Annotated in this window: 26 protein-coding genes; 10 read left to right on the plus strand and 16 right to left on the minus strand. The window is 37.6% G+C overall.

What is annotated here, in order from left to right; translation table 11 throughout:
* Window positions 1–343: 343 nt before the first annotated feature.
* The 5 genes from gyrA (at window position 344) to LQ227_RS25650 (ending at window position 6361) form a co-directional block, all read left to right on the plus strand.
* Window positions 344–2923, plus strand: coding sequence for a DNA gyrase subunit A (gene gyrA, locus LQ227_RS15425; protein ID WP_230141169.1), 2580 nt, complete (start codon window positions 344–346; stop codon window positions 2921–2923).
* Window positions 2924–2949: 26 nt separating this feature from the next.
* On the plus strand, window positions 2950–4038 hold the full coding sequence (locus tag LQ227_RS15430; RefSeq protein ID WP_230141171.1) for a tetratricopeptide repeat protein: 1089 nt from the start codon (window positions 2950–2952) through the stop codon (window positions 4036–4038).
* Window positions 4039–4137: 99 nt separating this feature from the next.
* Entirely contained in the window at window positions 4138–5283 is a 1146-nt protein-coding gene (locus LQ227_RS15435; protein WP_230141173.1) for a lipopolysaccharide assembly protein LapB, read from the plus strand.
* Window positions 5284–5441: 158 nt separating this feature from the next.
* On the plus strand, window positions 5442–6143 hold the full coding sequence (locus LQ227_RS15440; protein ID WP_230141175.1) for an endonuclease V: 702 nt from the start codon (window positions 5442–5444) through the stop codon (window positions 6141–6143).
* A gap of 62 nt (window positions 6144–6205) precedes the next feature.
* The gene (locus LQ227_RS25650; RefSeq protein WP_167343635.1) at window positions 6206–6361 is read left to right on the plus strand and encodes a PLD nuclease N-terminal domain-containing protein; all 156 of its coding nucleotides are present in this window, start codon (window positions 6206–6208) and stop codon (window positions 6359–6361) included.
* Window positions 6362–6368: 7 nt separating this feature from the next.
* On the opposite strand, the gene LQ227_RS15445 is transcribed toward LQ227_RS25650, so the two are convergent.
* The 5 genes from LQ227_RS15445 to LQ227_RS15465 all read right to left on the minus strand — a co-directional run bounded on the left by LQ227_RS15445 (window position 6369) and on the right by LQ227_RS15465 (window position 9551).
* Window positions 6369–6713, minus strand: a complete 345-nt coding sequence (locus LQ227_RS15445; RefSeq protein ID WP_230141178.1) for a hypothetical protein — start codon at window positions 6711–6713, stop codon at window positions 6369–6371.
* A complete protein-coding gene (gene hemF / locus LQ227_RS15450) occupies window positions 6714–7607 on the minus strand; it encodes an oxygen-dependent coproporphyrinogen oxidase (protein ID WP_230141180.1) in 894 nt (297 codons plus the stop codon).
* 113 nt (window positions 7608–7720) lie between these two features.
* Window positions 7721–8953 (minus strand): MFS transporter, encoded by a 1233-nt coding sequence (locus tag LQ227_RS15455; protein WP_230141182.1) that lies wholly within the window; start codon window positions 8951–8953, stop codon window positions 7721–7723.
* A gap of 102 nt (window positions 8954–9055) precedes the next feature.
* Window positions 9056–9277, minus strand: coding sequence for a coproporphyrinogen III oxidase (locus tag LQ227_RS15460; protein WP_215128697.1), 222 nt, complete (start codon window positions 9275–9277; stop codon window positions 9056–9058).
* A gap of 127 nt (window positions 9278–9404) precedes the next feature.
* Window positions 9405–9551, minus strand: a complete 147-nt coding sequence (locus LQ227_RS15465) for a hypothetical protein (protein ID WP_230149918.1) — start codon at window positions 9549–9551, stop codon at window positions 9405–9407.
* Between the two features lie 112 nt (window positions 9552–9663).
* Here LQ227_RS15465 and LQ227_RS15470 point away from each other — a divergent pair, with 112 nt between their 5' ends.
* From LQ227_RS15470 to LQ227_RS15480, 3 genes are all read left to right on the plus strand, one after another.
* On the plus strand, window positions 9664–10149 hold the full coding sequence (locus LQ227_RS15470) for a DUF4442 domain-containing protein (protein WP_230141186.1): 486 nt from the start codon (window positions 9664–9666) through the stop codon (window positions 10147–10149).
* Window positions 10150–10160: 11 nt separating this feature from the next.
* Entirely contained in the window at window positions 10161–10790 is a 630-nt protein-coding gene (locus LQ227_RS15475) for a helix-turn-helix domain-containing protein (protein ID WP_230141197.1), read from the plus strand.
* Between the two features lie 237 nt (window positions 10791–11027).
* A complete protein-coding gene (locus LQ227_RS15480) occupies window positions 11028–12398 on the plus strand; it encodes an MATE family efflux transporter (RefSeq protein WP_230149921.1) in 1371 nt (456 codons plus the stop codon).
* A 147-nt stretch (window positions 12399–12545) separates the two neighbouring features.
* Here LQ227_RS15480 and LQ227_RS15485 read toward each other — a convergent pair whose 3' ends face one another.
* From LQ227_RS15485 to LQ227_RS15515, 7 genes are all read right to left on the minus strand, one after another.
* On the minus strand, window positions 12546–13280 hold the full coding sequence (locus LQ227_RS15485) for a hypothetical protein (RefSeq protein ID WP_057934679.1): 735 nt from the start codon (window positions 13278–13280) through the stop codon (window positions 12546–12548).
* Window positions 13281–13318: 38 nt separating this feature from the next.
* Window positions 13319–14002 (minus strand): pseudouridine synthase, encoded by a 684-nt coding sequence (locus tag LQ227_RS15490; RefSeq protein WP_230149922.1) that lies wholly within the window; start codon window positions 14000–14002, stop codon window positions 13319–13321.
* 41 nt (window positions 14003–14043) lie between these two features.
* Complete coding sequence (locus LQ227_RS15495; RefSeq protein ID WP_230149924.1) at window positions 14044–14946, minus strand: histone deacetylase; 903 nt, start codon at window positions 14944–14946, stop codon at window positions 14044–14046.
* On the minus strand, window positions 14946–15806 hold the full coding sequence (locus tag LQ227_RS15500) for a bestrophin family protein (protein WP_230141205.1): 861 nt from the start codon (window positions 15804–15806) through the stop codon (window positions 14946–14948). Before LQ227_RS15500 ends, LQ227_RS15495 begins: the two co-directional genes overlap by 1 nt.
* 37 nt (window positions 15807–15843) lie before the next feature.
* Complete coding sequence (gene kynU / locus LQ227_RS15505) at window positions 15844–17133, minus strand: kynureninase (protein ID WP_230149926.1); 1290 nt, start codon at window positions 17131–17133, stop codon at window positions 15844–15846.
* Window positions 17134–17198: 65 nt separating this feature from the next.
* Window positions 17199–17804, minus strand: coding sequence for a DNA-3-methyladenine glycosylase (locus LQ227_RS15510; protein WP_230141209.1), 606 nt, complete (start codon window positions 17802–17804; stop codon window positions 17199–17201).
* A 12-nt stretch (window positions 17805–17816) separates the two neighbouring features.
* A complete protein-coding gene (locus LQ227_RS15515; protein WP_230141212.1) occupies window positions 17817–18296 on the minus strand; it encodes a GAF domain-containing protein in 480 nt (159 codons plus the stop codon).
* 131 nt (window positions 18297–18427) lie between these two features.
* On the opposite strand from LQ227_RS15515, the gene LQ227_RS15520 reads away from it, so the two are divergent.
* Entirely contained in the window at window positions 18428–19117 is a 690-nt protein-coding gene (locus tag LQ227_RS15520; RefSeq protein ID WP_230149928.1) for a DUF3291 domain-containing protein, read from the plus strand.
* A 17-nt stretch (window positions 19118–19134) separates the two neighbouring features.
* Window positions 19135–19386, plus strand: a complete 252-nt coding sequence (locus tag LQ227_RS15525; RefSeq protein WP_230141216.1) for a hypothetical protein — start codon at window positions 19135–19137, stop codon at window positions 19384–19386.
* A 511-nt stretch (window positions 19387–19897) separates the two neighbouring features.
* Here the strand turns inward: LQ227_RS15525 and LQ227_RS15530 are convergent.
* The 4 genes from LQ227_RS15530 to LQ227_RS15545 form a co-directional block, all read right to left on the minus strand.
* On the minus strand, window positions 19898–20263 hold the full coding sequence (locus LQ227_RS15530; protein WP_230146626.1) for a Dabb family protein: 366 nt from the start codon (window positions 20261–20263) through the stop codon (window positions 19898–19900).
* 63 nt (window positions 20264–20326) lie between these two features.
* Entirely contained in the window at window positions 20327–20821 is a 495-nt protein-coding gene (locus tag LQ227_RS15535) for a YMGG-like glycine zipper-containing protein (protein ID WP_230149930.1), read from the minus strand.
* Window positions 20822–20949: 128 nt separating this feature from the next.
* Window positions 20950–21675, minus strand: a complete 726-nt coding sequence (locus LQ227_RS15540) for a diphthine--ammonia ligase (RefSeq protein ID WP_230141228.1) — start codon at window positions 21673–21675, stop codon at window positions 20950–20952.
* Window positions 21665–22351 carry a Sir2 family NAD-dependent protein deacetylase gene (locus LQ227_RS15545; RefSeq protein ID WP_230149932.1) on the minus strand — a complete coding sequence of 229 codons (687 nt, stop codon included), beginning with the start codon at window positions 22349–22351 and terminating at the stop codon, window positions 21665–21667. The genes LQ227_RS15540 and LQ227_RS15545 overlap by 11 nt, the downstream gene beginning before the upstream one ends.
* Window position 22352: the final 1 nt, after the last annotated feature.

Genomic DNA, 22352 nt, shown 5'->3' on the forward strand with positions numbered 1-22352 from the left:
GGTTTAGATCCAAATATGAAATACTGTCCTTTGTTTATAAACCTGATATAGCGAATAGCCCACAATGAGGTACGAATGAGGACTTGTAGCGATAGCAGGACTGCAGACCGCCACTGAAACAGAACCTCACATTTACAAAAAAAACTCACAACCCATTTTTTTGTAAATGCTGTAAACTCGTTAAACTGGCCCTCAATAAATTAAAATCCCGTCGGGAATAAAAAACCTATAACAAAGGTCAAAACTTTTCAACAATGCCTTAATTCGGCTAAATTTTGTTAAATTCGCAAGGTTATAGTAATACCCTTTTTAATATCGTTTTAAGTAGCGAGAATAATAATTTATGGCAGAAGATTTAGAAAATCAGCAGAACGACAAAATCATTCAAATTAATATAGAGGAGCAGATGAAATCGGCCTACATTGATTACTCAATGTCGGTAATCGTATCGAGGGCTTTGCCTGATGTACGTGATGGATTGAAACCGGTACACCGCCGTGTTTTATATGGTATGCTCGATCTTGGTGTAACCAGTAATAAACCACATAAAAAATCTGCCCGTATTGTAGGGGAGGTTTTAGGTAAGTATCACCCACATGGTGATGCATCTGTATACTTTACTATGGTTCGTATGGCTCAGGATTGGAGCTTACGTTATCCAATGGTTGATGGACAAGGAAACTTTGGTCACATTGATGGTGACTCTCCGGCTGCAATGCGTTATACCGAGGCACGTTTTTCGAAAATAGCCGAAGAAATGCTTGCCGATATCAATAAAGATACTGTAGATTTTCAGTTAAACTTTGATGATACCTTACAAGAACCAACCGTTTTACCTGCAAAAATCCCGAACTTATTGGTTAACGGATCTTCTGGTATTGCGGTAGGTATGGCCACCAATATGGCACCTCACAACTTAACCGAAGTAATTGATGGTGTGGTAAGCTATATCGATAATAGAGATATTACGATCGAGGAATTGATGAAGTTTGTAAAAGCTCCAGATTTCCCTACCGGTGGTATTATTTATGGTTATACGGGGGTAAAAGAAGCTTTCGAAACAGGTCGTGGCCGTATTGTAATGCGTGCAAAAGCCGAAATCGAGAACATTAAAGACCGCGAGGTAATTATTGTTACCGAAATTCCTTACCAGGTTAACAAAGCACAGATGATTGAGCGTACTGCTGAATTGGTTGGCGAGAAAAAACTTGAAGGTATTTCGAACATTAAAGACGAATCGAACAAAGATGGTATCCGCATCGTTTACGAAATTAAACGTGATGCAAATGCTTCTATTGTTTTAAACAACTTATATAAGTATACCGCATTACAAACTTCTTTCAGTGTAAATAACATTGCATTGGTAAAAGGCCGTCCACAAATGTTAAATCTTAAAGATTTAATTGTGCATTTTGTGGATCACCGCCATGATGTAATTGTTCGCCGTACCCGTTACGAATTGGCAGAAGCCGAAAAACGTGCACACATTTTAGAAGGTTATTTAATTGCTTTAGATCATTTAGATGAGGTAATTAAATTAATCCGTGCTTCCGAAACCCCTGAAGATGCCCGTTTAGGCTTGATGGAAAAATTCGGACTTAGCGATCTTCAGGCACGTGCGATTTTGGATATGACGCTTCGTCGTTTAACAGGACTAGAGCGCGATAAGATCAAAGAAGAGTATGCAGAGTTAATGAAAACCATCGAGCATTTAAAATCTATCTTAGCAGATGAAGGTTTGCGTATGCAGATCATCAAAGATGAGTTAGCAGAAATCCGTCAGAAATTTGGTGATGAGCGTAGAACAACTATCGTTCACTCAGCCGAAGACATGAGCATGGAAGATTTCATCGATGATGAAGAAGTGGTAATCACTATCTCTCACGAAGGTTACGTAAAACGTACACCGGCAACCGAATTTAGAGCACAGGGTAGAGGCGGAAAAGGATCTAAAGGCAGTAACTCACGAAATGAAGATTTTATTGAGCACATGCTTGTGGCCACAAACCACAATTATATGCTGTTCTTTACCGAAGCCGGAAGGTGCTTCTGGTTGAGGGTTTACGAAATTCCAGAAGGTTCACGAACCAGTAAAGGAAGAGCGATCCAGAATATTATCAATATCCCGAAAGAGGAAAAAATTAAAGCCTACATTAAGGTTAAAAACCTGAAAGATCAGGAATATTTAGAGAACAATTTCATTATTATGTGTACTAAAAAAGGTACCATTAAGAAAACTTCTCTTGAAGCCTATTCACGTCCACGTGTAAATGGTATTAATGCCATCAATATTAATGATGGTGATGTATTACTGGAAGCTTGTTTAACTAACGGACAAAGCGAAATTGTAATGGCATTGCGTTCTGGTAGAGCGATCCGTTTCAACGAAAGTACGGTTCGTCCGATGGGTAGAACAGCTACCGGCGTACGCGGTGTTAGGCTTGCACACGATCAGGATGAAGTTGTTGGCATGATTGCTGTTAACAATCCTGAAGTTACAGTGTTAGTAGTGTCAGAAAAAGGATACGGTAAACGCACAGATATTGAAGATTACCGTGTAACTAACCGTGGTGGTAAAGGGGTAAAAACAATTAATGTTACTGAAAAAACTGGACAATTAGTTTCAATAAAAGACGTTACAGATAGCGAAGATTTGATGATCATTAACCGTTCAGGTATTGTAATCAGAATTCCGGTATCAGCATTAAGGGTAATGGGCCGTGCCACACAAGGGGTTCGTTTGATATCATTAAAAGGTGATGACGAAATTGCGTCGGTTACTAAAATTGATCACGAAGAAGATGAAGAAGAAACAGTAGATTTAACAGATGTTGTAGTTACTGACGGTGAAGAAGTGGAAGCAGATACTACTCCCGAGGCTGATGATACTGAAGAAGAAGGCGAAGCGGAAGAAGAAAATTAACTAAAAATAAGATTAGAATAAAAATTATGAAAAGAGTATTTCTAAGTATAGTTCTAGCAGGTGCGGTAAGCTCTGCATTTGCTCAGAAAAGTGAAGTAACCGCGGCAAAAAACGACTGGGGTTTATTCCAGCTAACTTCTTCAAGTGCATCAACGCCATTGGCAAAAAAGCTTGAAGCGTTAGCAAAAGGCTTGGCCCATACCGACAAAGCAATTGCTGATGAAAAATCTAAAGTAATGCCTGAAGCATGGTCGTACCGCGCTTTATTCGCTTCTTCTGCAGCTATTCTGGATTCAACAAGCACTGCAAATGCCGATGCAAACCTAAAAATTGCTCAGGATGCAGTTGTTGAAGCCAAGAAATTGGATACAAAAGGAAGTGAAAAAGATAATATTAATTTAGCTGAAACCAATATTAGCAACGCAGTTAGAAATGGTGGTGTAATTGCATACAATAAGAAAGATTACAAAACTGCGTATCAAAAATTCGTGGCAGCAACAGTAATCAATCCAAACGACACCGCTATGTATCTGAATGCGGGTATTGCGGCCAGACTTAGTGAGGATTATCCAAACATGATTAGCCAATTCAAAAAAGTAATCTCTTTGAATTCTCCACAGTCTAAAGATTTATATTCTGAGATTATCTCAACCACATTAGCAAAACAAAAAGATACAACAGCTGCTTTGGCTGTTATTAAAGAAGCTTCTGCTAAATTTCCTGAAAATACCGACTGGATTAAAACCGAAACCCAGATTTATATTGATAGGGGTGATGCTGCCAAATCTGAGCAAATGCTGGTTGCTTTAGCTGCAAAAGAACCTAACAACCCTAACTATCAGGTTCTTTTGGGCAACATCTATTTCAGTCAGGCTTTAAAATTACAAGCCGATAGAAATAAAATCGATCCTAAAAAAGTGAAAGAGTTTAACGAAGTAACAGGTAAAATGAATGCGCTGTTAGATAAATCTCTTCCTTTTTATAAAAAAGCACTTGAGGTTGATGCCAAAAATCAAGGTGCATTAGAGACCTTGAAAACGATCTATGCTTTTAGAAATGATACTAAAAATTACGAAGATATCAAGAAACGTTTAGACGCATTGCCTAAACAATAATTTATTGACCGATCCAAAAAAAGAGCTCTGAAATTTCGGGGCTCTTTTTTTTATGTTTATTTTTATGGTTTATTACGGTTTTACCACATTATTTATATTATGCAGAATTGCCTTAAAATATCATTAACCGCTTTAATTTTCGTTTCTTTTAATGCTGTAGCGCAAAAAAGTCAAATTCTTATCGCCAGAAATGCTGTCGGTAAACTACAAGCTTCAATTGCCAATAAAGAAGATGAAAAAAAACAGTTATCGATTATTACAGAAGGCTTAAAATCAATAGAATCAGCTGAGAAAGATAACAAAACTAAAAACTGGAGTGAAACCTGGTCTATTAAATCCTATCTTACTTCTTTCGCTTCAATAATTGATACAGATCCCAATAATGCGAATAAATTTTATGATTCAGCTGTTGAAGCTGTAGCCAAAGCCAAATCTTTAGATCGTTATGATGATAATGGCGGCCTTATTAAAGCCTCTAATCATAATATCCTCATCAAAAAACAGGAAAAAGGTAATGAAGCTTTTTTTAATAACGATTTTAAAGAAGCATTTGCTGATTTGAAAGAAGTATGTGATAATTTCCCTGCAGATACCACATTGGCGTTAAATACAGCAATTTGCGCATTAAATATCCAGTCTTACGACGAATCTTTAACCTATTTTAAACGTGCAAAAGAAAACGGAATCAGAAATCCATCGGTTTTTCAGAAAATGGCGCAGATGTATGTGGTGAAATCAGAAAATGAAACCGCTATCAAAACTTTGGAGGATGGACTTGTGCTTAATCCGTTCAATCGCTTTTTAACAAATGATTATATCAATCTATTACTTGATACCGAGAATTATAGTAAAGCTCAGGGATTAATCGAAAACAATTTAAAAGTAGAAAAAGGGAACAAGCTACTTTATTTTCTTTACGGTTATCTGCAACAGGTTGCTGGAAATAACGCCACCGCAATTTTGGCTTATGATAAAGCTTTGTCTACAGATCAAAATTATTTTGATGCATTATACCAGCTCAGTTTGGCTTACATCAATACAGCCAATGAAACCCTGAGCAAAAATGATGCTGATAAAACAGAAAAATATAAAGGCCTGATCAATCGTGCACAGTTTGCTTTGCAGCGCGCAAATGAAATTAACCCGAACGATAAAAAAACAGTACAGTTGCTGATCGATATCTACACTAAAAAGGGAGTAACGAACAAAGTACAAGAGCTTAACCGTAAACTTCAAGAACTATAATTTTATTAAGTAATTTATAAGAATAGGGTAGTATTAGGAAAACAAACTTAACATAATATTAATTATAAGACATAATATAAAAATGACTTATATGATAACGATTAATTAATATAATACAATAATAAAACAATAATCATTAAGCGTTTGTAATAATAACCATGTACGATCATTACAGCTTCGAAGATGCTACCGCTTACCAAATTGAATTAGCCAAACAGTTAAATTTTCAGTCACTCAACAAAATTGAAACTATTGCTGGCGCAGATATTTCATTTAATAAAAACAGTACAACCATGTACGCAGGAATTGCAATCTTAACTTATCCTGAAATGGTTTTAAAATCATTTGCATTAGAAACTTACGAAACCAGTTTTCCTTATAAAGCAGGGTTTTTAGGCTTTAAAGAAGTTCCGGCATTATTGAAAGTTTGGGAACTGATACCCAATAAACCGGATGTTGTAGTGCTTGATGGAAACGGAATTTTGCATCCACGCCGTATGGGTGTTGCTTCGCATTTTGGAATTCTCGCTAACCAAACCACAATTGGCTGTGCTAAGAGTCTTTTACATGGACAAAATCACCAGCCTCAAAATGTCAAATTTAGTACTGCAGAAATTAAAAATAATGCTGGCGAAATGCTTGGTTTTGCATTGAGAACAAAGCGCAATTGCGCACCTGTCTACGTTTCTGCCGGTCACTTAATTACGCAAGAAGAAAGTTTAAATACAATTAAAAAATCTGTTGGAAATTATCGTATCCCCGAACCAACACGCCTGGCTCATAACCTGGTAAACGATTTCAGGCTTGGCAAACTAGAAGCTGGCTTTCATGAGGTGGCGCCATCTTTAACATTGTTTTAAAATGACTATATTTACGTATGAACGCTTATTTTATAATTCTCGCTATTGTTGTAATGCTTATCATGTTGATAAACATTTACGTTATTTTAGACATTTCGAAATTTCCATACAATAAAAGACGACAAAAGTGGATGTGGACCAATGTTGTATTGTTCTTGCCTCTTTTTGGGTCTTTAATTTATTTTTTGGTTGGTAAAAAAATACTTGGCGAAAATTAACCCCGAATTAATTCAAACTACAATTCTCCAAATCACCGTTCCAATTTTCTTTTTCATTGGTTAAAATTTCTAGAGAATCTATTTTACAGTTCGTAACATCCAAACAATAAGTTAATTCATTTTTCAGGTTCGGAGCAGTTAGTTTTACTTCAGCACTGAGTAAACCGTTTTCAAATTTTTCTTCTTGAAATTCCTTTAGGTAGACAAAATTTATGTAAAGACCTGTACCGGTTATTTTAGTCGTGTCGATCCTTATAAAATCTAAGTGCCCAGACAAATAGCCGAATTTCTCTAAATTATCTTTTATTATTGTTTTAAGTAGCAGGAGCTCAAATTCTTTTAATTCGGTCATTTAGATCCAGTTAATTCCTTTTTTAAGCAGTTGTACCGTTTTGTATTCTTCAGAATTAATTTCCGGCTGAACATTATAGCCCCAGTTAGCCTGTGGTGGTAAACTCATTAAAATAGATTCTATCCGTCCGTTGGTTTCCAAGCCGAATTTTGTTCCAGAGTCGTAAACTAAATTAAACTCTACATAACGACTACGGCGCTGATATTGCCATTGTTTCTGGGCTTCGGTATATTCTTTATCGCGGTTACGATCAATCAGTTCAGTATAAATTGGCAAAAATGTTTCACCAATATTAATAGAGAAATCTAAGATCTGCTCCCATGATAAATTCGTGTTTTCAGGCTTTAGTCTATCATAAAAAATACCGCCAATACCACGGGTTTCTTCACGGTGTTTAATGAAGAAATAATCATCGGCATGTGCTTTAAATTTGGGATAAAACTCAGCGCTGAAGTCTTCGCAAGCCTGTTTTAATTTATGATGAAAAAAACGGGCATCGTTTTCGAACACGTAATGTGGTGTTAAATCTATACCACCGCCAAACCATCGCGTTTCTTCATTGAGTTCAAAGTAACGGATATTCATATGGATAATCGGAACCAGCGGATGATTTGGGTGAATCACAATTGAAACACCTGTGGCAAAAAAATCATCTTCGGTTACATTAAAGGCTTTTTTTACGGCTTCGGGCAATTTACCGTGTACCGCAGAGAAATTTACGCCACCTTTTTCGATAATTGCACCATTTTGCATAATCCGGGTACGTCCGCCTCCCCCACCGTTTCGCTCCCAGCGTTCTTCTTCAAATTTTCCTTTGCCATCGGCAATCTCTAATCCCCTGCAAATTTCATCCTGTATTTGCTTATACCGTTCTGCTACTTCTTCTTTAAACATGATGATTTTTTTCTATTTCCATACAAATTTAAAGGTATTCAAGCAGCTATATTGATTTATGTTTAGATAGTACATTTTATTGACATTGTTTTTAGTCAGAAGCCAGGAGATTATTACTCTTCTAAATAATCCAAATCTTTGTTGAAACTTTCTTTTAATTGGCTCAAACCAAACATCGCAATCAGGGTTAAGATCCCCATCACTAAATATCCGGCCGTAATTAATCCGTATTTATGGGTTAAAAATTCGAATAAGAATGTAATAGGGATTAATGCACCCCTTACAAAATTAGGTGCAGTTGTAGTTACAGTAGCCCTTATGTTTGTGCCGAATTGTTCTGATGCAATGGTAACAAATGTAGCCCAATAACCTACAGAAAAGCCCATAAATAGACAGATCCAGATGAAATTGCTACCCGTTAAGCCGAAACTGGTTAAATAAACAACCACACTCGCAACAGAAAGCAAGTGGAAAATAAAGACTGTTTTTTTTCTCGACTTTAATACCTGAGAGAGTAAACCTGTAACCACATCGCCTATTGCAATTCCAAAATAGGTAAACATAATGCCGGTACCAGCTTTTAGTGGTTCTGTCGCACCTAAAGCTTTACCAAATTCTGGCGCTAAGGTAACCAGGATTCCCACCACAAACCATAACGGAATACCGATTAAGATACAATAGAGATATTTCGAAAAACGTTTCCAGTTGTTAAACAGCATTAAGATATTTCCTTTTGATACTTCTGTTTGGTTAGCGGCGTGTTTAAACATGCCCGATTCGAAAGTGCCAACACGTAATAAAAGCAGTACCAAGCCCATTCCGCCGCCTACAAAGTAGGAGGTTTGCCAGGTAAATTCGGCAGCTACAGTTGCCGCAACAGCAGCACCTAATAAACCCACTGCACCAACAATCATGGTTCCATAACCGCGTTTTTCTTTATCCATGGTTTCAGCAACCAAAGTAATCCCTGCACCAAGCTCTCCAGCTAAACCTATACCGGCAATAAACCTGATGATGGCATAACTGTTAACCGATGTAACAAAACCATTGGCAATATTGGCCAATGAATATAAAAGGATTGAACCAAAAAGAACTTTGATCCTTCCCAGTTTATCGCCCAGTATGCCCCATAAAATTCCGCCTAAAAGTAGACCGAACATTTGAGAATTGATGATCAAAAAGCCATCAGATTGCATATTTACCTGAGAAACACCAATTTCAGTTAAACTTTGAACACGAACAACAGAGAATAAAACAAGATCGTAAATGTCTACGAAGTAACCCAGAGCAGCTACAATAACTAAGAAAATTACATTGCGGTTGTTTGCTTTTGCTTGAAGATCCATTTAATTATTTGGTTTAAACGCTGAAAGTACGCAATAACACAAATATTTAAAATAGATTTTTAAAATAAAAGCCACTCTTGTTTTAGAGTGGCTTTTATTTTCCTACATCGGAGGATTTTTTTTTGTAGTATCAGGTGGCATTTTAGTCGTGTCAGGCATTTTTTTAGAGGTTGTGTCTGGCATCTTTTTAGTCGTATCCATCATTTTTGTAGAATCCGTCGCAGTACTGTCTGAAGAACCAGCCATATTTTTAGACGAATTGCATGCTGATGTGGCTATCATAAGAGAACCCGCAAAAGCAAGACTTAAGATTATTTTTTTCATAGTTTTTATTGTTATCTATCAACCTAACAACCTTATAATCATTTGGTTTTATTTTTTTTTATTTCTTATTGCTTATTTTTCACCCATCGCATTGATTATTAATGTATTGTGAAACAAAATAAATGCATTATTCAGGGTGGATCTTTAACTTATTCAGCAATTCTGGCGATATGTTTTCAGCATATACACCATAACCATTTACCAAAACCCTTTTTAAATTTCCCGCATATGATGAAATGATATAAACAACCAAGCTATCAGCCGGGTCGGTCATTCCTTCGAAACGGTATTACTTATTTCAAATTCTTCAGGCTTCAGGAATAATATTACTAAAACAAGATCTTCAAAACTTTAAAAGGTGATAAAACTTTCTGATATTAGTGAATATGATTATTTCTCAAAACACCCTGAAATGGGTAATGCGTTTTTACCCACCCCTATTTTTTCAACGCATTTGGGTTCAGAAATTTGAAAATGAATTTAGAAGCTGTACGGTTAAGCTGAGCAAGAGTTTTTTGAATAAAAATTATAACGGTTCTATTTTTGGTGGTACTATTTATGCAGCTACAGATCCGTTTTATGCTTTATTGTTCGATCAGTTAATGCAGCGCAGAGGCTTTAAAGTCCGTGTTTGGCTAAAAAGTGCTTCTATACAATATTTAAAGCCTGGTCGTTCTACATTATACTTTACCATAACTGTAACTAACGAGATGTTGAACGAAGCAGAGCACGCACTAAAAACCGTTGGAAAGTTTGTAAAAGCCTACCCGATGGAAATTACCAATAAGGATGGCGAGCTGTGCGCTACCGTGATGAATGAAGTATATATCCGAAACCTGCATCAGGGCGAAACCCCTAGAGTTGCTTACTAATTTTTTAGATTATGCCGAGTATTAAGAGTTTAATTTTGCAGGGCGAAGGCGTTATGCTCGATTTTAAGAAAACCATTACCAATACCGAGAAAATTGCCAAGAGTCTGGTTGCTTTTGCCAATAACAAAGGGGGGAAACTATTGATTGGTGTTGCTGATGATGGATCTATTAAAGGGGTAAAATCAGAAGAAGAAGAAAAGTACATGATTTTAACTGCAGCGCATCAGTTCTGCAAACCGGCAATTGAGCCTTACTTCGAAGAAATTTATGTTGATGATAAATTGGTATTGGTAGTTAATATCCCTGAAAGTGATACGAAGCCACATTATGCACTCGATGATCAAAAAAAATGGTGGGCTTATATCCGTATAGATGATAAAAGCGTTCTAGCCAGTCGCATTATTCTTGAAGTGTTGAAACAGGAATATAAAAACAATGGTGTACTCATTTCCTATTCTGAAAATGAAAAAAAGCTGCTCGAATACTTGGAAGAGAACGAAAAGATTACGCTGAAAGAGTTTAGTAAATTGTTGCGCAGTTCTTACCGCAAGGCACAAAAAGTTTTGGTTAATTTAATTTTAACCAATGTAATCAAATCGCATACTTCAGAAAAAGAAGAATATTTTACGGCGGTGAGATAAGGTGCTTTTTCTCGATGGTCGTCATCCTGAACTTGTTTCAGGATCTATTTTACGCGGGTTTTAATTATGTAAAAACTAACAAGAAAGATGCTGACCACGTAGTAGCTGCAAGGCAATTGAAAACACTAAACCTACTTGTAAAATAAATTAAGCATGACGATCGCCTTTTTAAAATCGAACATTAACTTTTCTACACACCTACTTTTTGAGCTTTAAATACGCGACCTTTGTAACCCTATGTTTTCTAAAATTTACACCAAATATAAAGCCTATTACAAAGAAAATCTTCGTCTGGCACTGCCAATTGTAGGTTCTCAGGTTGGTCATACTTTGGTACACATGGCCGATAGTATTATTGTAGGTCATTTTACTGATACCATTCAATTGGCGGCTGTTTCGTTAGTGAACAGTATATTTATGCTTATCCTGGTAATTGGTTTGGGTATTTCGTATGGTTTAACGCCGCTTATCGCACAGGAAAACGGCCGTCAGAATTATGATGAATGTGGAAAGCTTTTATCAAACAGTTTAATTATTAATATCTGCGTGGGTATATTTTTATATATACTGGTTCAATTGGGGATTTTGTTTGTGATCGACCACCTCGAGCAAACACCCGAAGTAGTGCGTTATGCAAAACCTTATCTGAACCTTTTATCTGTTTCAATTATACCTTTACTGATTTTCCAGACTTTTAAACAGTTTGCTGAAGGTTTAGGATTTACCAAACAGGCCATGTTTGTTTCTATCTGGGGAAATGCGATCAACATCATTTTAGGAATCATTTTCGTAAAAGGCATGTTCGGTATTAAATCGATGGGTGTTAGTGGTGTGGGTTTAAGTACTTTAATCGACAGGATTTTAATGGCTACCGTAATGTGTTTTTATGTATTGCGTTCTCAGCATTTCAAAAAATACCTGATCAGTTTTAAAGCCACGTTTTTTGATAAAATAAGGGCGATTAAGATTGCTAAAATCGGGATGCCAGTTGCCATGCAATATTCATTCGAAATCAGTGCTTTTAGCGGCGCTGCAGTGCTTATCGGCACAATTGGAGCGGTAGAGCAAGCTGCGCATCAAATTGCAATTAGTTTAGCCGCCATGACCTATATGATTGCCAGCGGCGTAGCTTCGGCAGCTACTATTAAAACGGGAAATAACTTTGGTAAGAAAAATTTCGACGATTTACGTAAATCTGCCATAGCCAGCTACCATGTTATTTTGTTGTTTATGTCTGTTACCGCAGTGATTTTTGTTTTGGCAAATGACATCATGCCCTTCATTTATACGGAAGATGCTGCTGTTATTCCTATTGCAGCCCAATTATTGATTATCGCTGGCTTTTTTCAGCTGTTTGATGGCACACAGGTGGTTGGCCTAGGTGTTTTACGTGGTATTGGCGATGTTAATATTCCAACTTTTATTACCTTTTTAGCCTATTGGGTAGTTGGTATTCCAATTGGTTATGTTTTAGGATTTCATTTTAACTTAGGTGTTAATGGCATCTGGTATGGATTAACCCTGGGTTTATTAACGGCTTCTATTCTGTTGTTTCTAAGGTTTCAAAATAAAACTAAGGCTTTGAAGGTGGAGCAGATGCATCCTTAGATAAATTCGTCATTTCGACCGCAGTGGAGAAATCTATCGAACGGAATTTCTTATGGATAGATTTCTCCATTTCGCTTCGTTCCAGTCGAAATGACGCGACTAAGTAATAAAACGAGAAATTTGAAGATTATTTAATGACAGCAGGAATTACTTCCCCCCAACATTAACCACAACACCAATAGTGAAGATAGAATTGCCCGCAGACATATATTTACGGTTTTTTAAGCCAATATTACTACTGGTGGTATATTGTAGCTGAAAAGTTTTGCTGAGCGCCATACGCGTAAAGAAAACCGGTTCAAAGAAAATATTATCTTCTTTCGGCTGCACAATACCGTTTAAAAAGAACCTATCCATTTTAATATGGCTAATCCTTAATGCTGTACCGTAGTTAATTGGGAAATCTGTTCCGAATAGACGCAGGTTATTTTTCTTTTTAGAACTATAATTAACCTGTAAGAAGGTTTTGCGGTAATCAACTTCCTGCAATTCGCTACTAATAAGGATGTCGTTTTTATAATCGCGGAAGGTAATATCACTCCAACCTTTCCCTACACCTGCATAAACCTCAATAATCCGGTTGTTATCCGGGCCAAAAGTATCAAAGTATCCTCCTCCAATTTCAATAAGTTTATGCCCGAAATCTTTGCTTTTTCTTTCACTATTCATTCTCGAACCACTAAAAAGTACACCAATGTGATCAGAAACGGCATAAGCACCATTAACACTGGCATTGCCTTTTAATGAGATGTGCGCGCCGCCACTAAATTCACCCTGTTTACTTAACATGGGGGTATTTGGTACGTTTGGCATATAAACTGAAGAACAACTGGCTGCGAAAAGCGCTAAAACTGGAAGTGTAAAACGTAAGTATTTAATCATAGATGTTATATAAACAGATTTTGATGGCAAAAATTGTGCTAAGGTTCCATTTTCATAAAATCCATCACTCTTTTAAACTCATCGTGTAAACCGGCTTTTAAATGGATTTTTTCTTTTGTAATGGGATGAGTGAATGCTAACTCCGAGGCATGGAGCAACATGGTTGTCATATCCCATTGCGCTTTAAAGAATTTGTTTTGTTTGTTGCAACCATGTGTCCTATCGCCAATAATTGGATGTAGGATATGGCTAAAGTGTCTTCTCAATTGATGCATCCTCCCAGTTTTGGGTGTGGCCTCTACCAATGAATACCGTGAGGTTGGATGTTTACCGAAAGCTACGGCTACCTCTGCCCTTTGCAGTGTTCTAAACGAAGTGAAAGCATCTTGCATCGTTCCGTTTTCTTTGGCCAGAGGATAATCAATGTCCATTGTATCGGGTGTAAAACCACGCAAAATAGCCAGGTATTTTTTATCGGTTTCTGCATTCATAAATTGCTGATGCATAGCAATTTCAGATAATTTATCGAAAGCAAACAATAAGATTCCGCTTGTCTTCCTATCTAGCCTATGTACTGGACTAACATGTTTGCCAACCTGGTCTCTTAGCAACTGAAGCGCGAACTCCGTGGCATCTCTTGCAATGGAAGATTGATGCACCAATAACCCATGGGGTTTGTTAATTGCAATTAGATTTTCGTCCTGATAAATAATCTCCAACATATGGCCGCGAAGATAAGGATATTATGGTTTTGTGGATGAGCTTATCCAAATAAATCAAAAGCCAGGCGGTAGGTGTTGCAGTGCGCATCTACAATATCTCTGATATCAATGGAGTAGCCACCGCCCATACTCACCTGCACCGGCAGATTTTTATCTTTACAGGCCTGCAGCACCATTCTGTCGCGTTCTTTACATGCAGCCTTGCTTAATGCCAGTTTGCCGAGTTTGTCGGTAGAAAGCACATCAACCCCCGATAAATAAAATACAAAATCAGGTCTGGCCCTTTCGAATGCCTTTTTTAAATTGGCATTTAATGTTGACAGATATTCTTCATCCTGCACACCATCAGCTAAAGGAACATCCAGACTTGATATTTCTTTTCTAAAAGGAAAATTTTTATCACCATGCATCGAAAAAGTGAACACTCTTGGCTCCTTTTGAAAAATTTCTGCCGTGCCATTTCCCTGATGTACATCTAAATCGATAATTAAGATCCGCTTAGCTAAATTTTTATTTAACAAGTAATTAGCTGCAACAGCCTGATCGTTCAATAAACAAAAACCTTCGCCCCAATTGCTGCCTGCATGATGGGTGCCACCTGCTACATTAAAGGCAATTCCGTTACTCATTGCAAAACGGGCTGCATCGATTGTACCTTGAGTAATTCGCAGCTCGCGTTCTAATAGCTGCGCGTTTAATGGGAAACCTATTCTTCTTTGGTCTTTCGCTGAAAGTGTTAAATCTCTAAGCTGTTCCCAATATGTTTTTTCGTGAGTCAGGAGTATAATATCTTCCGAAACTGGTTCTGGGCTAAATAAATTCTGCTGTGCTATAGTCCCTTCATGCAAAAGTTGTTCGGGTATCAACTCATATTTCAGCATCGGAAAACGATGCCCTTCGGGTAAAGGATGCGCGTAAAGGGGATGCCAGGCAATCTTAATCATCAGCCTAAAATTTCCTCCACGTGTTTTTCAATGTTCGTGCAGATCTGATCCACAGGAAGATCATTCGCATCTTCTCCAAATGGGTTTTCTATTTCTTCAGCTATCAACTCCAAACTCGCTAATACATAGAGGATAAAGGGAACAATTGGCACCACAAAATAACCTAAACTGAATACCCACCCAAAAGGTAAAGTAATTACGTAAATAAAGATAAACTTCTTGATAAAAGCGCTGTAAGAATATGGGATCGGTGTGTTTTTAATACGCTCGCAAGCACCACAGATATCGGTAAATTGATTAAAATCGCCAGAAAGGACAATAAATTGTTCCTGCGAAATAGCGCCTTTTTCGAGTAGTTCGTATAACCTGTTAATTAAGCTTCCTGCAATCTGGTTTGGCACGTGCTTACCTTCTTCAACCTCTATTAAAAGACTATTTTTGCCAAAATACATTCTTTCACGTAAATGTTCTTTCAAGGCAAAAGCATATTTAGGAATACCGTATTCAAAAAAACGGACATCTTCCTCTGTCAATTTAAGTGCTTTTATTTTCAAGGCCAGGTTGCGGCTCACGTTGGTTAAAGATCCCAGAAGCTTTCTTCCTTCCCACCACCTGTCGTACGCTGTATTTGTTCTGAAAACCAGCAGCATGGACAAAACAAAGCCCAATAAGCTGTGCATCATGCCTATATTGGTCACATAGCTGCTTTTAGAAAGTTGAAAAAAATTGAGCTCGGCAAATGCAACCAGACCCGAAAAAACAGCTACTGCAAGCATTAATGGCCACAATTTTCTGAAAGTATCACTTTTGTGGATGTGAAAAATGAAAGTACTCCAGTCTTTAGGGTTGTAATTGATCATTTTCTTGCTTTTTTATTTGATGAGCCTTTGCTCTTCTTTATCGTAAAACCGCTTTACTTACTTTTAAAAGTGCTTGTCCGGCCAAATAAACATCTTCGAAAGAGTTATAAAGAGGGACTGCGCTTAAGCGGATCACATCAGGTTCGCGCCAATCGCCAAGTATGTGGTTAGCCATTAAGCCATCAAAAATCTGTTTACCATTACGTTGCGCGATAATGGATAGTTGCGCCCCTCTGTCTTTAGCTACTTTAGGTGTAATGATTTTATATTGCATTATACCTAGTTCCTTATTTACTTCATTTATAATAAATTCAAGATATGCAGTTAAACTAATACTTTTATTTCTTAACGGTTCAATGAAACCTGCTTCTTCAAAAATCTGAAGCGAAGCGTGGTATAAAGCCATTGGCATTACTTGTGTGCAGCTTACCTGCCAGCCGTCTGCCCCAGCTTCTGGAATAAAGCCTTTTTCCATTTTAAAACGTTTGCTTTCCTGATAACCCCACCATCCTGCAAAGCGGTTCAATTGGGTGTTTCTGAAATGTTTTTCGTGAACAAAGATTCCGCTTATCCCTCCCGGACCTGAATTTTGATATTTGTATGAGCACCAGCAGGCAAAATCAACATCCCAATCGTGAAGCTTTACGGGAACATTACCTGCGGCATGCGCCAGATCCCAGCCTACAATTGCACCGATTTCATGCCCTGCCTCTGTAATGGTTTCCATATCGTACCATTGACCGGTGTAATAGTTTATTCCACCAAATAAAACCAAAGCAATCTCATCTGCATTTTCTTTGATTTTAGCTAAGATATCTTCAGTATGGAGTATTTCTTCGCCTTCGTTGGGAAAAACCTCTATAATCGCTTCTTTTGGGTCGAAACCATGAAATCTTACCTGACTTTCTATTGCGTATTGATCAGATGGGAATGCGCCGCCCTCCATGATGATCTTAAATCGTTTACCTTTAGGCTGATAAAAGCTAACCATTAAGAAATGGAGGTTTACAGTTAAGGTATTCATCGGACAAACTTCCGATGGTAATGCGCCAACAATCGGGGCCATTAACTTTTTGAGAGCCTTGTGGTAGAACATCCAGGGTTCGTTTCCATCAAACCAGCCCTCTACTGCATAGTTGGCCCAGTTGTTAAGCTGGCCTTTTAAAACTTCGCTGGAAACTTTAGGTTGAAGCCCTAATGAGTTGCCACACAGGTAAATAAAATCTTTCCCTTTGTGGTTTGGAAATAAGAACTGAGACCTGAAATCATGCAGCTGATCGGCTTCGTCTTGTGTTTGCGCAAATAATAAGTTGTTTTCAAAATTCATTGCCTCAATAATACAAAAAAAGCAGATATTGTTTCCAAACCTGCATTTCAATTTATGTTATTTTATCAAACTTTGTTTGGCTTGCTCACATATTTATTGCCTTTAACAAAGAACCGCCATGGTAATAAAGCATGCTCTTTTGCGTATGCAATGCCTACGCGAGGTGTGGCGGCAATATCTTCATCTAAGTAGCGGATAGCATGATCCTCGATCCAGATCTCATCTCCGGTTAGATTTTTGGCGTTAAAAGTTTTATCTATTCCCAGTGCTTTTGCGGCAGAGCCTGGGCCAGCCGAAATAGCACCCTTTGTATGCGGCATATTTCTACGCTGCTCAATAATGTCGATCCCAACCAAAGGTTCTATCCCCCTGATTAAAACAGCATGCGGGTCGTTTTCTTTCGAACTTACAATATTGAAGAGGTTGTGCATGCCATAACAAAGATATACATAGGCAATGCCTCCATTGCTATACATCGTTTCTGTTCGGTTGGTTCTGCGGCCGCCGTAAGCATGCGAAGCTTTATCCTTTACACCAAAATAAGCTTCGGTTTCGACGATGATGCCTGCGGTGATTTCGTCGTCAATTTTGGTATAGAGTATTTTGCCTAACAGATCTTTAGCCAGGCTAACCACGTCTTCATTTAGATAATATTCTTCTTTTAGTTTCAATATCTTAATTAACTATCTGTTTAATATAATTGATATAACTTGCTCTAAATAAGTTTTATCTGTTTCATCAAATTTATTTAACACTTCGCTGTCTACATCTAAAACGCCTATCACTTCACCATTAACAATTAATGGCAAGACAATTTCTGATTTAGAAGCAGATGCACAGGCAATGTGACCAGGAAATTCTTCAACATCTGGAACGATAATGGTTTCTGCCTGTTGCCAAGAGGCCCCACATACTCCTTTTCCTTTTTTAATCCGCGTACAGGCTACCGGCCCTTGAAATGGGCCCAATACCAGTTCACCTTGCTTTACCAGATAGAAACCTACCCAAAACCAGTTAAACTGTTCTTTAAGTGCTGCTGCAACATTCGCCAAGTTTGCGATGAAATCGGTTTCGCCGTAAAGTAAAGCTTCTATCTGAGGGATAATCGATTGATATTGCTCTTCCTTTGATGTATTTCTGGTGATGGTTAAATCTTCTGCCATTTTTTTTATTTCTATAATCAAAGTTAATTATGATTTGTGAGATGTAAGGCAATAGTGAATTTTAATGACGAAAATTTGAATGACAACCTATCCTTAAAATCCTTAGTTTTGGCATCAATAACCGTGAGTTTATGATTGTAGCCTTAACCATTACCAAATTCCGTGGCCTTACCGTTCCTTTTGCATTTGTAGGGATGGCTATTTTACGGTTACCATTGTGGTTAAATAAAAGATGCAGGTTCTGGAAGTTAATGGGGAGCGGAAAAGATGCTCAGGTAGATTTAGTTCCTGATTATAAACATTGGGCCGTGCTTACCACCTGGGATAACCGGAGCGATTGTGATGTTTTTTATCGTAATTCTTTTGTGCTGAAATGGTTTGGTTTCTTTGGGATTGAAAGTTTTACCATCTTATTAAACCCTTTATCCAGTCATGGCTTATGGTCAGCAGTAGAGCCATTTAAGACTGATAAAATAGGCAATACCCATACAGGTAAGATTGCCGTAATTACAAGGGCGGCGATTAAATTTAATAAGTTAAAAGAATTTAGGCAGAATATTAAAAGAGCAGCTGATGCTATGCGAACTGCCCCAGGTTTTATCTTGTCGGCAGGTATTGGCGAAAATCCATTTTTCGATCAGGCTACCTTTTCGATCTGGGCCGATGCGGATAGTATGAAAAACTATGCTTATAAATCTTTTGATCATTCGGATGTAATTAAACTTACCAGGGAGCGCGAATGGTACAAGGAAGAGTTGTTTGCCCGGTTCTCGATTATAGATAGCTGGGGCACGCTTAATGGCGTATCTGTTGAATTATAAATAAAAATATAAAATAAATGAGAGTAGTAGCAGAACTTCCGCATCCGGAATGTAAGATTACCATTTTTTCGATGAATCAAAAATACATTGTAAAGTTTGAGCAGGGTACCTTTGAGCAAAGTTATAAACTTGCAGAGCTTGACCTGAGTGGAGGTGGTGTTAACGATGTGTTTGAAATTATTGATGAAGAATTTATCCAAGCCGTAGTGGCGCGATTCAAGCTAATGCGTTCTGATTTTACCGCTGCATATAACAGGCATCAGTATTAATAACTTAACCTATGTAAGTTGCTGATTACTAGTTAATTTAATAGTTTATCGAAATTATATTTTGATTTTAAAGCCACTATTCACTACTAGCAACGTACTTAATATCAGTTTTTATTTAAGTGATTTAAGATAACTTACTGATATACTTGTTGTTAAATTTATAAACAAAATATAATTCTGAGTACTTATTTTACCAAATAAATGGGAGGTTTGAACTTTATTCATCATATAATGAACAATATCTATTGTTTTGTAACCCTAAAATAAATTCATGGTGACAAACCTCTTTCTAGGCTACTTAACTTAAAATAGATTGCTCGGCTGCGCTCGAAATGACGGATCATGGGATTGATCCTTTCGTAAATGAATCTTTAATAAAAATGCGCATAAATGAAATAATATATTCATCTGTGCGCACTTATTGCTTAAGGGTGGAAAAATCCTGAAACATGTTCAGGATGACGAGTTATGGAACGTTCCGTGTATTCCGTGTTTCAGTGGCTAAAACTTATTAAGAAATCACTGTATCGTGTACCACCACCCGGTACCAGTTATTAGAGAATTTTTCTACAGCATCTAAATGTACTTTATCTTCCTGGTAGGCATTATGGTCTGCAATGTTGGCAAAGGTAATGGTTAACGAATAGGTAAAGGAGTTATCGGTAACAGGACGCACAGGCGTACCTGCTGCTAAGCCGTAACTTAATGTTTTAATATATTTTATAGGTTTTAAACTTTCGAAGAAGTTAGTGAAATCTGCGATCTCGGTTTTGGTTAGTTGAGGTTTTAACCAGAACATTACGAAGTGTTGGATCTGTCCTTTATCTACGGTTTGGGTTTCTATCATGGTTCTTTTTTCGTTAAATATATAAATCATTTTTTTTTGCACAAAAAAAGCCCCGATGTAAATCGGGACTTTAAATATCTTTAAAAACCTTTTTTAGTTTTTAGGCTGTACACGGCCAGATTTTCTGTCTTCACCTCTACCGATTAAATAACCACCACCAGCTCCAACTAATCCACCAATAATGGCACCTCTTCCTTTTTTCTTATCAATTAAAGCACCACCAACCGCTCCGGCCGCACCACCAATAACTGCCCCTTTGGCTGCATCGCTCCAACCTTTTTTCTTAGCTGTTGGTTGCGCGCCACCATAAGCACCGCTAGAACTACCGCCTGAGCTAGCATATGATCTAGATGAGCTTGCTCTTCTTGCTGCAGCTAATTCTGCCTGGTGTTTAGCTTCTTTTTCCTGCTCCGCTTTTGCAACCTCGGCTTTTTTAAAGCTATCTAACCTTAAACTATCTTTAACTGCCTTAATAGCCAGTTGTTTTTCAGCTTGTTGTTGTTTTAATGCCGCTTCTTCTTTTGCCTTGTTATTACAAGCAAATAAAACTGAAGAACTTAATGCGATTACTACCAATATCTTTTTCATAACTCTTAATTTAATATGACGCTTGTTTAGCTACCTAACCTCGCTAAACAGGTTTCAATGGATTGTGTGATTTAGTTAATTACCAATACTAAAGAAAAAATGATGCCAAAATGTTTTAATTGGATAAATTATTCTAATAAATCTATATACCAGAAGCCAGAAAGCGCTGTGGTTGAACAAGGTGAATCCTCATTAGCAGTTGTTTTACTTGGTGCGTTATAAGTTCTGAATACCTTCTCTCCAGTAGTGAAAGTGATTTTATTCCTGAAAATTGGTCCTTCAAATGCGAAGGTATGAAACTCTCCGTTTTCGCCGCAGGGATCAATATTTGCAGGTAATTGATCAATTAAATCATGACTAATTACTTTTCCACAGAAATTTTCGAGAATTTGCTGCGTACAAACAATGATGGTTTTATAGTTCAGGTTTAGGAATTCTTCAATTAAATGTTGTGTATCTTTTTTCCAAAGCGGAAAAATAGCCTTAAGCCCAATTTCTGCTAATTTATTTTCACGATAATTACGTAAGTCCTCTAAAAAAATATCACCAAAAATAGAATGGGTAATACCCTCCTCCTTAAATTTAGAAAGATGATGCTTCATAGTACTGTCGTAGGTTTCCATATCGGGCATTTCGCCCAAACGGATCTGATACAGTGGGATACCAATGCTTTCGGCCTGTTTAATCAGTAAAGCTTCTCTAACGCCATGCATCGAAACACGGTTGTATTTTTCGGTAACTGTAGTAATCAGGTAACGAATTTCGATAGTAGGATCTTGTAAGGCATAGTGTAAGGCCAATGTACTGTCTTTACCACCGCTCCAATTAAAAATGCAAAGCTTTTTATCTGGCATTGGCTAATATTTCTTTTAATTCCGTAATGCCTTCTACAGCGTTTTTCTCAATGTTGATCACGTTTTTATAACGTTTTACATCGGGCGTTCTTGGATCGATAATGTATTTGTCGACAAAGGAAGGCACAAAATCGATTAAGCCTGCCGCCGGATAAACGGCCAATGAAGTTCCGATCAGTACAAACAAGTCTGCCTGTTTGCAAAGTTTAGCGGCTACCTCTATCATGGGTACAGCTTCGCCAAACCAAACTACATGCGGCCGAAGTTGAGAGCCCAGCTCACAAAGCTCGCCCATTTTGATTTCCGAACCAACGATTGGATAAGTTAAATCAGCTTTTCTATCTGATTGAGACTTGGTAATAACGCCATGAAGATGGGTAACTTTGGTAGAACCTGCTCTTTCATGTAAATCATCAATGTTTTGGGTAATAATTTCAATGTCGAAGTCTTTTTCCAGCTCGGCAAGCACCTGATGAGCCAGATTGGGTTTTGCGGCTAAAACCTGCCTTCTTCTTTCATTATAAAATTCTTGTACCAATTCGGGATTTCTCTCCCAAGCCTCGGGGGTAGCTACATCATAAACATTATAGCCCTCCCATAATCCATCAGAATCCCTAAATGTTTTTAACCCACTTTCGGCACTGATCCCTGCTCCTGTTAAAACAACTAATTTCATA

Source organism: Pedobacter sp. Bi27, from assembly GCF_918698255.1.
Taxonomy (GTDB): Bacteria; Bacteroidota; Bacteroidia; order Sphingobacteriales; family Sphingobacteriaceae; genus Pedobacter.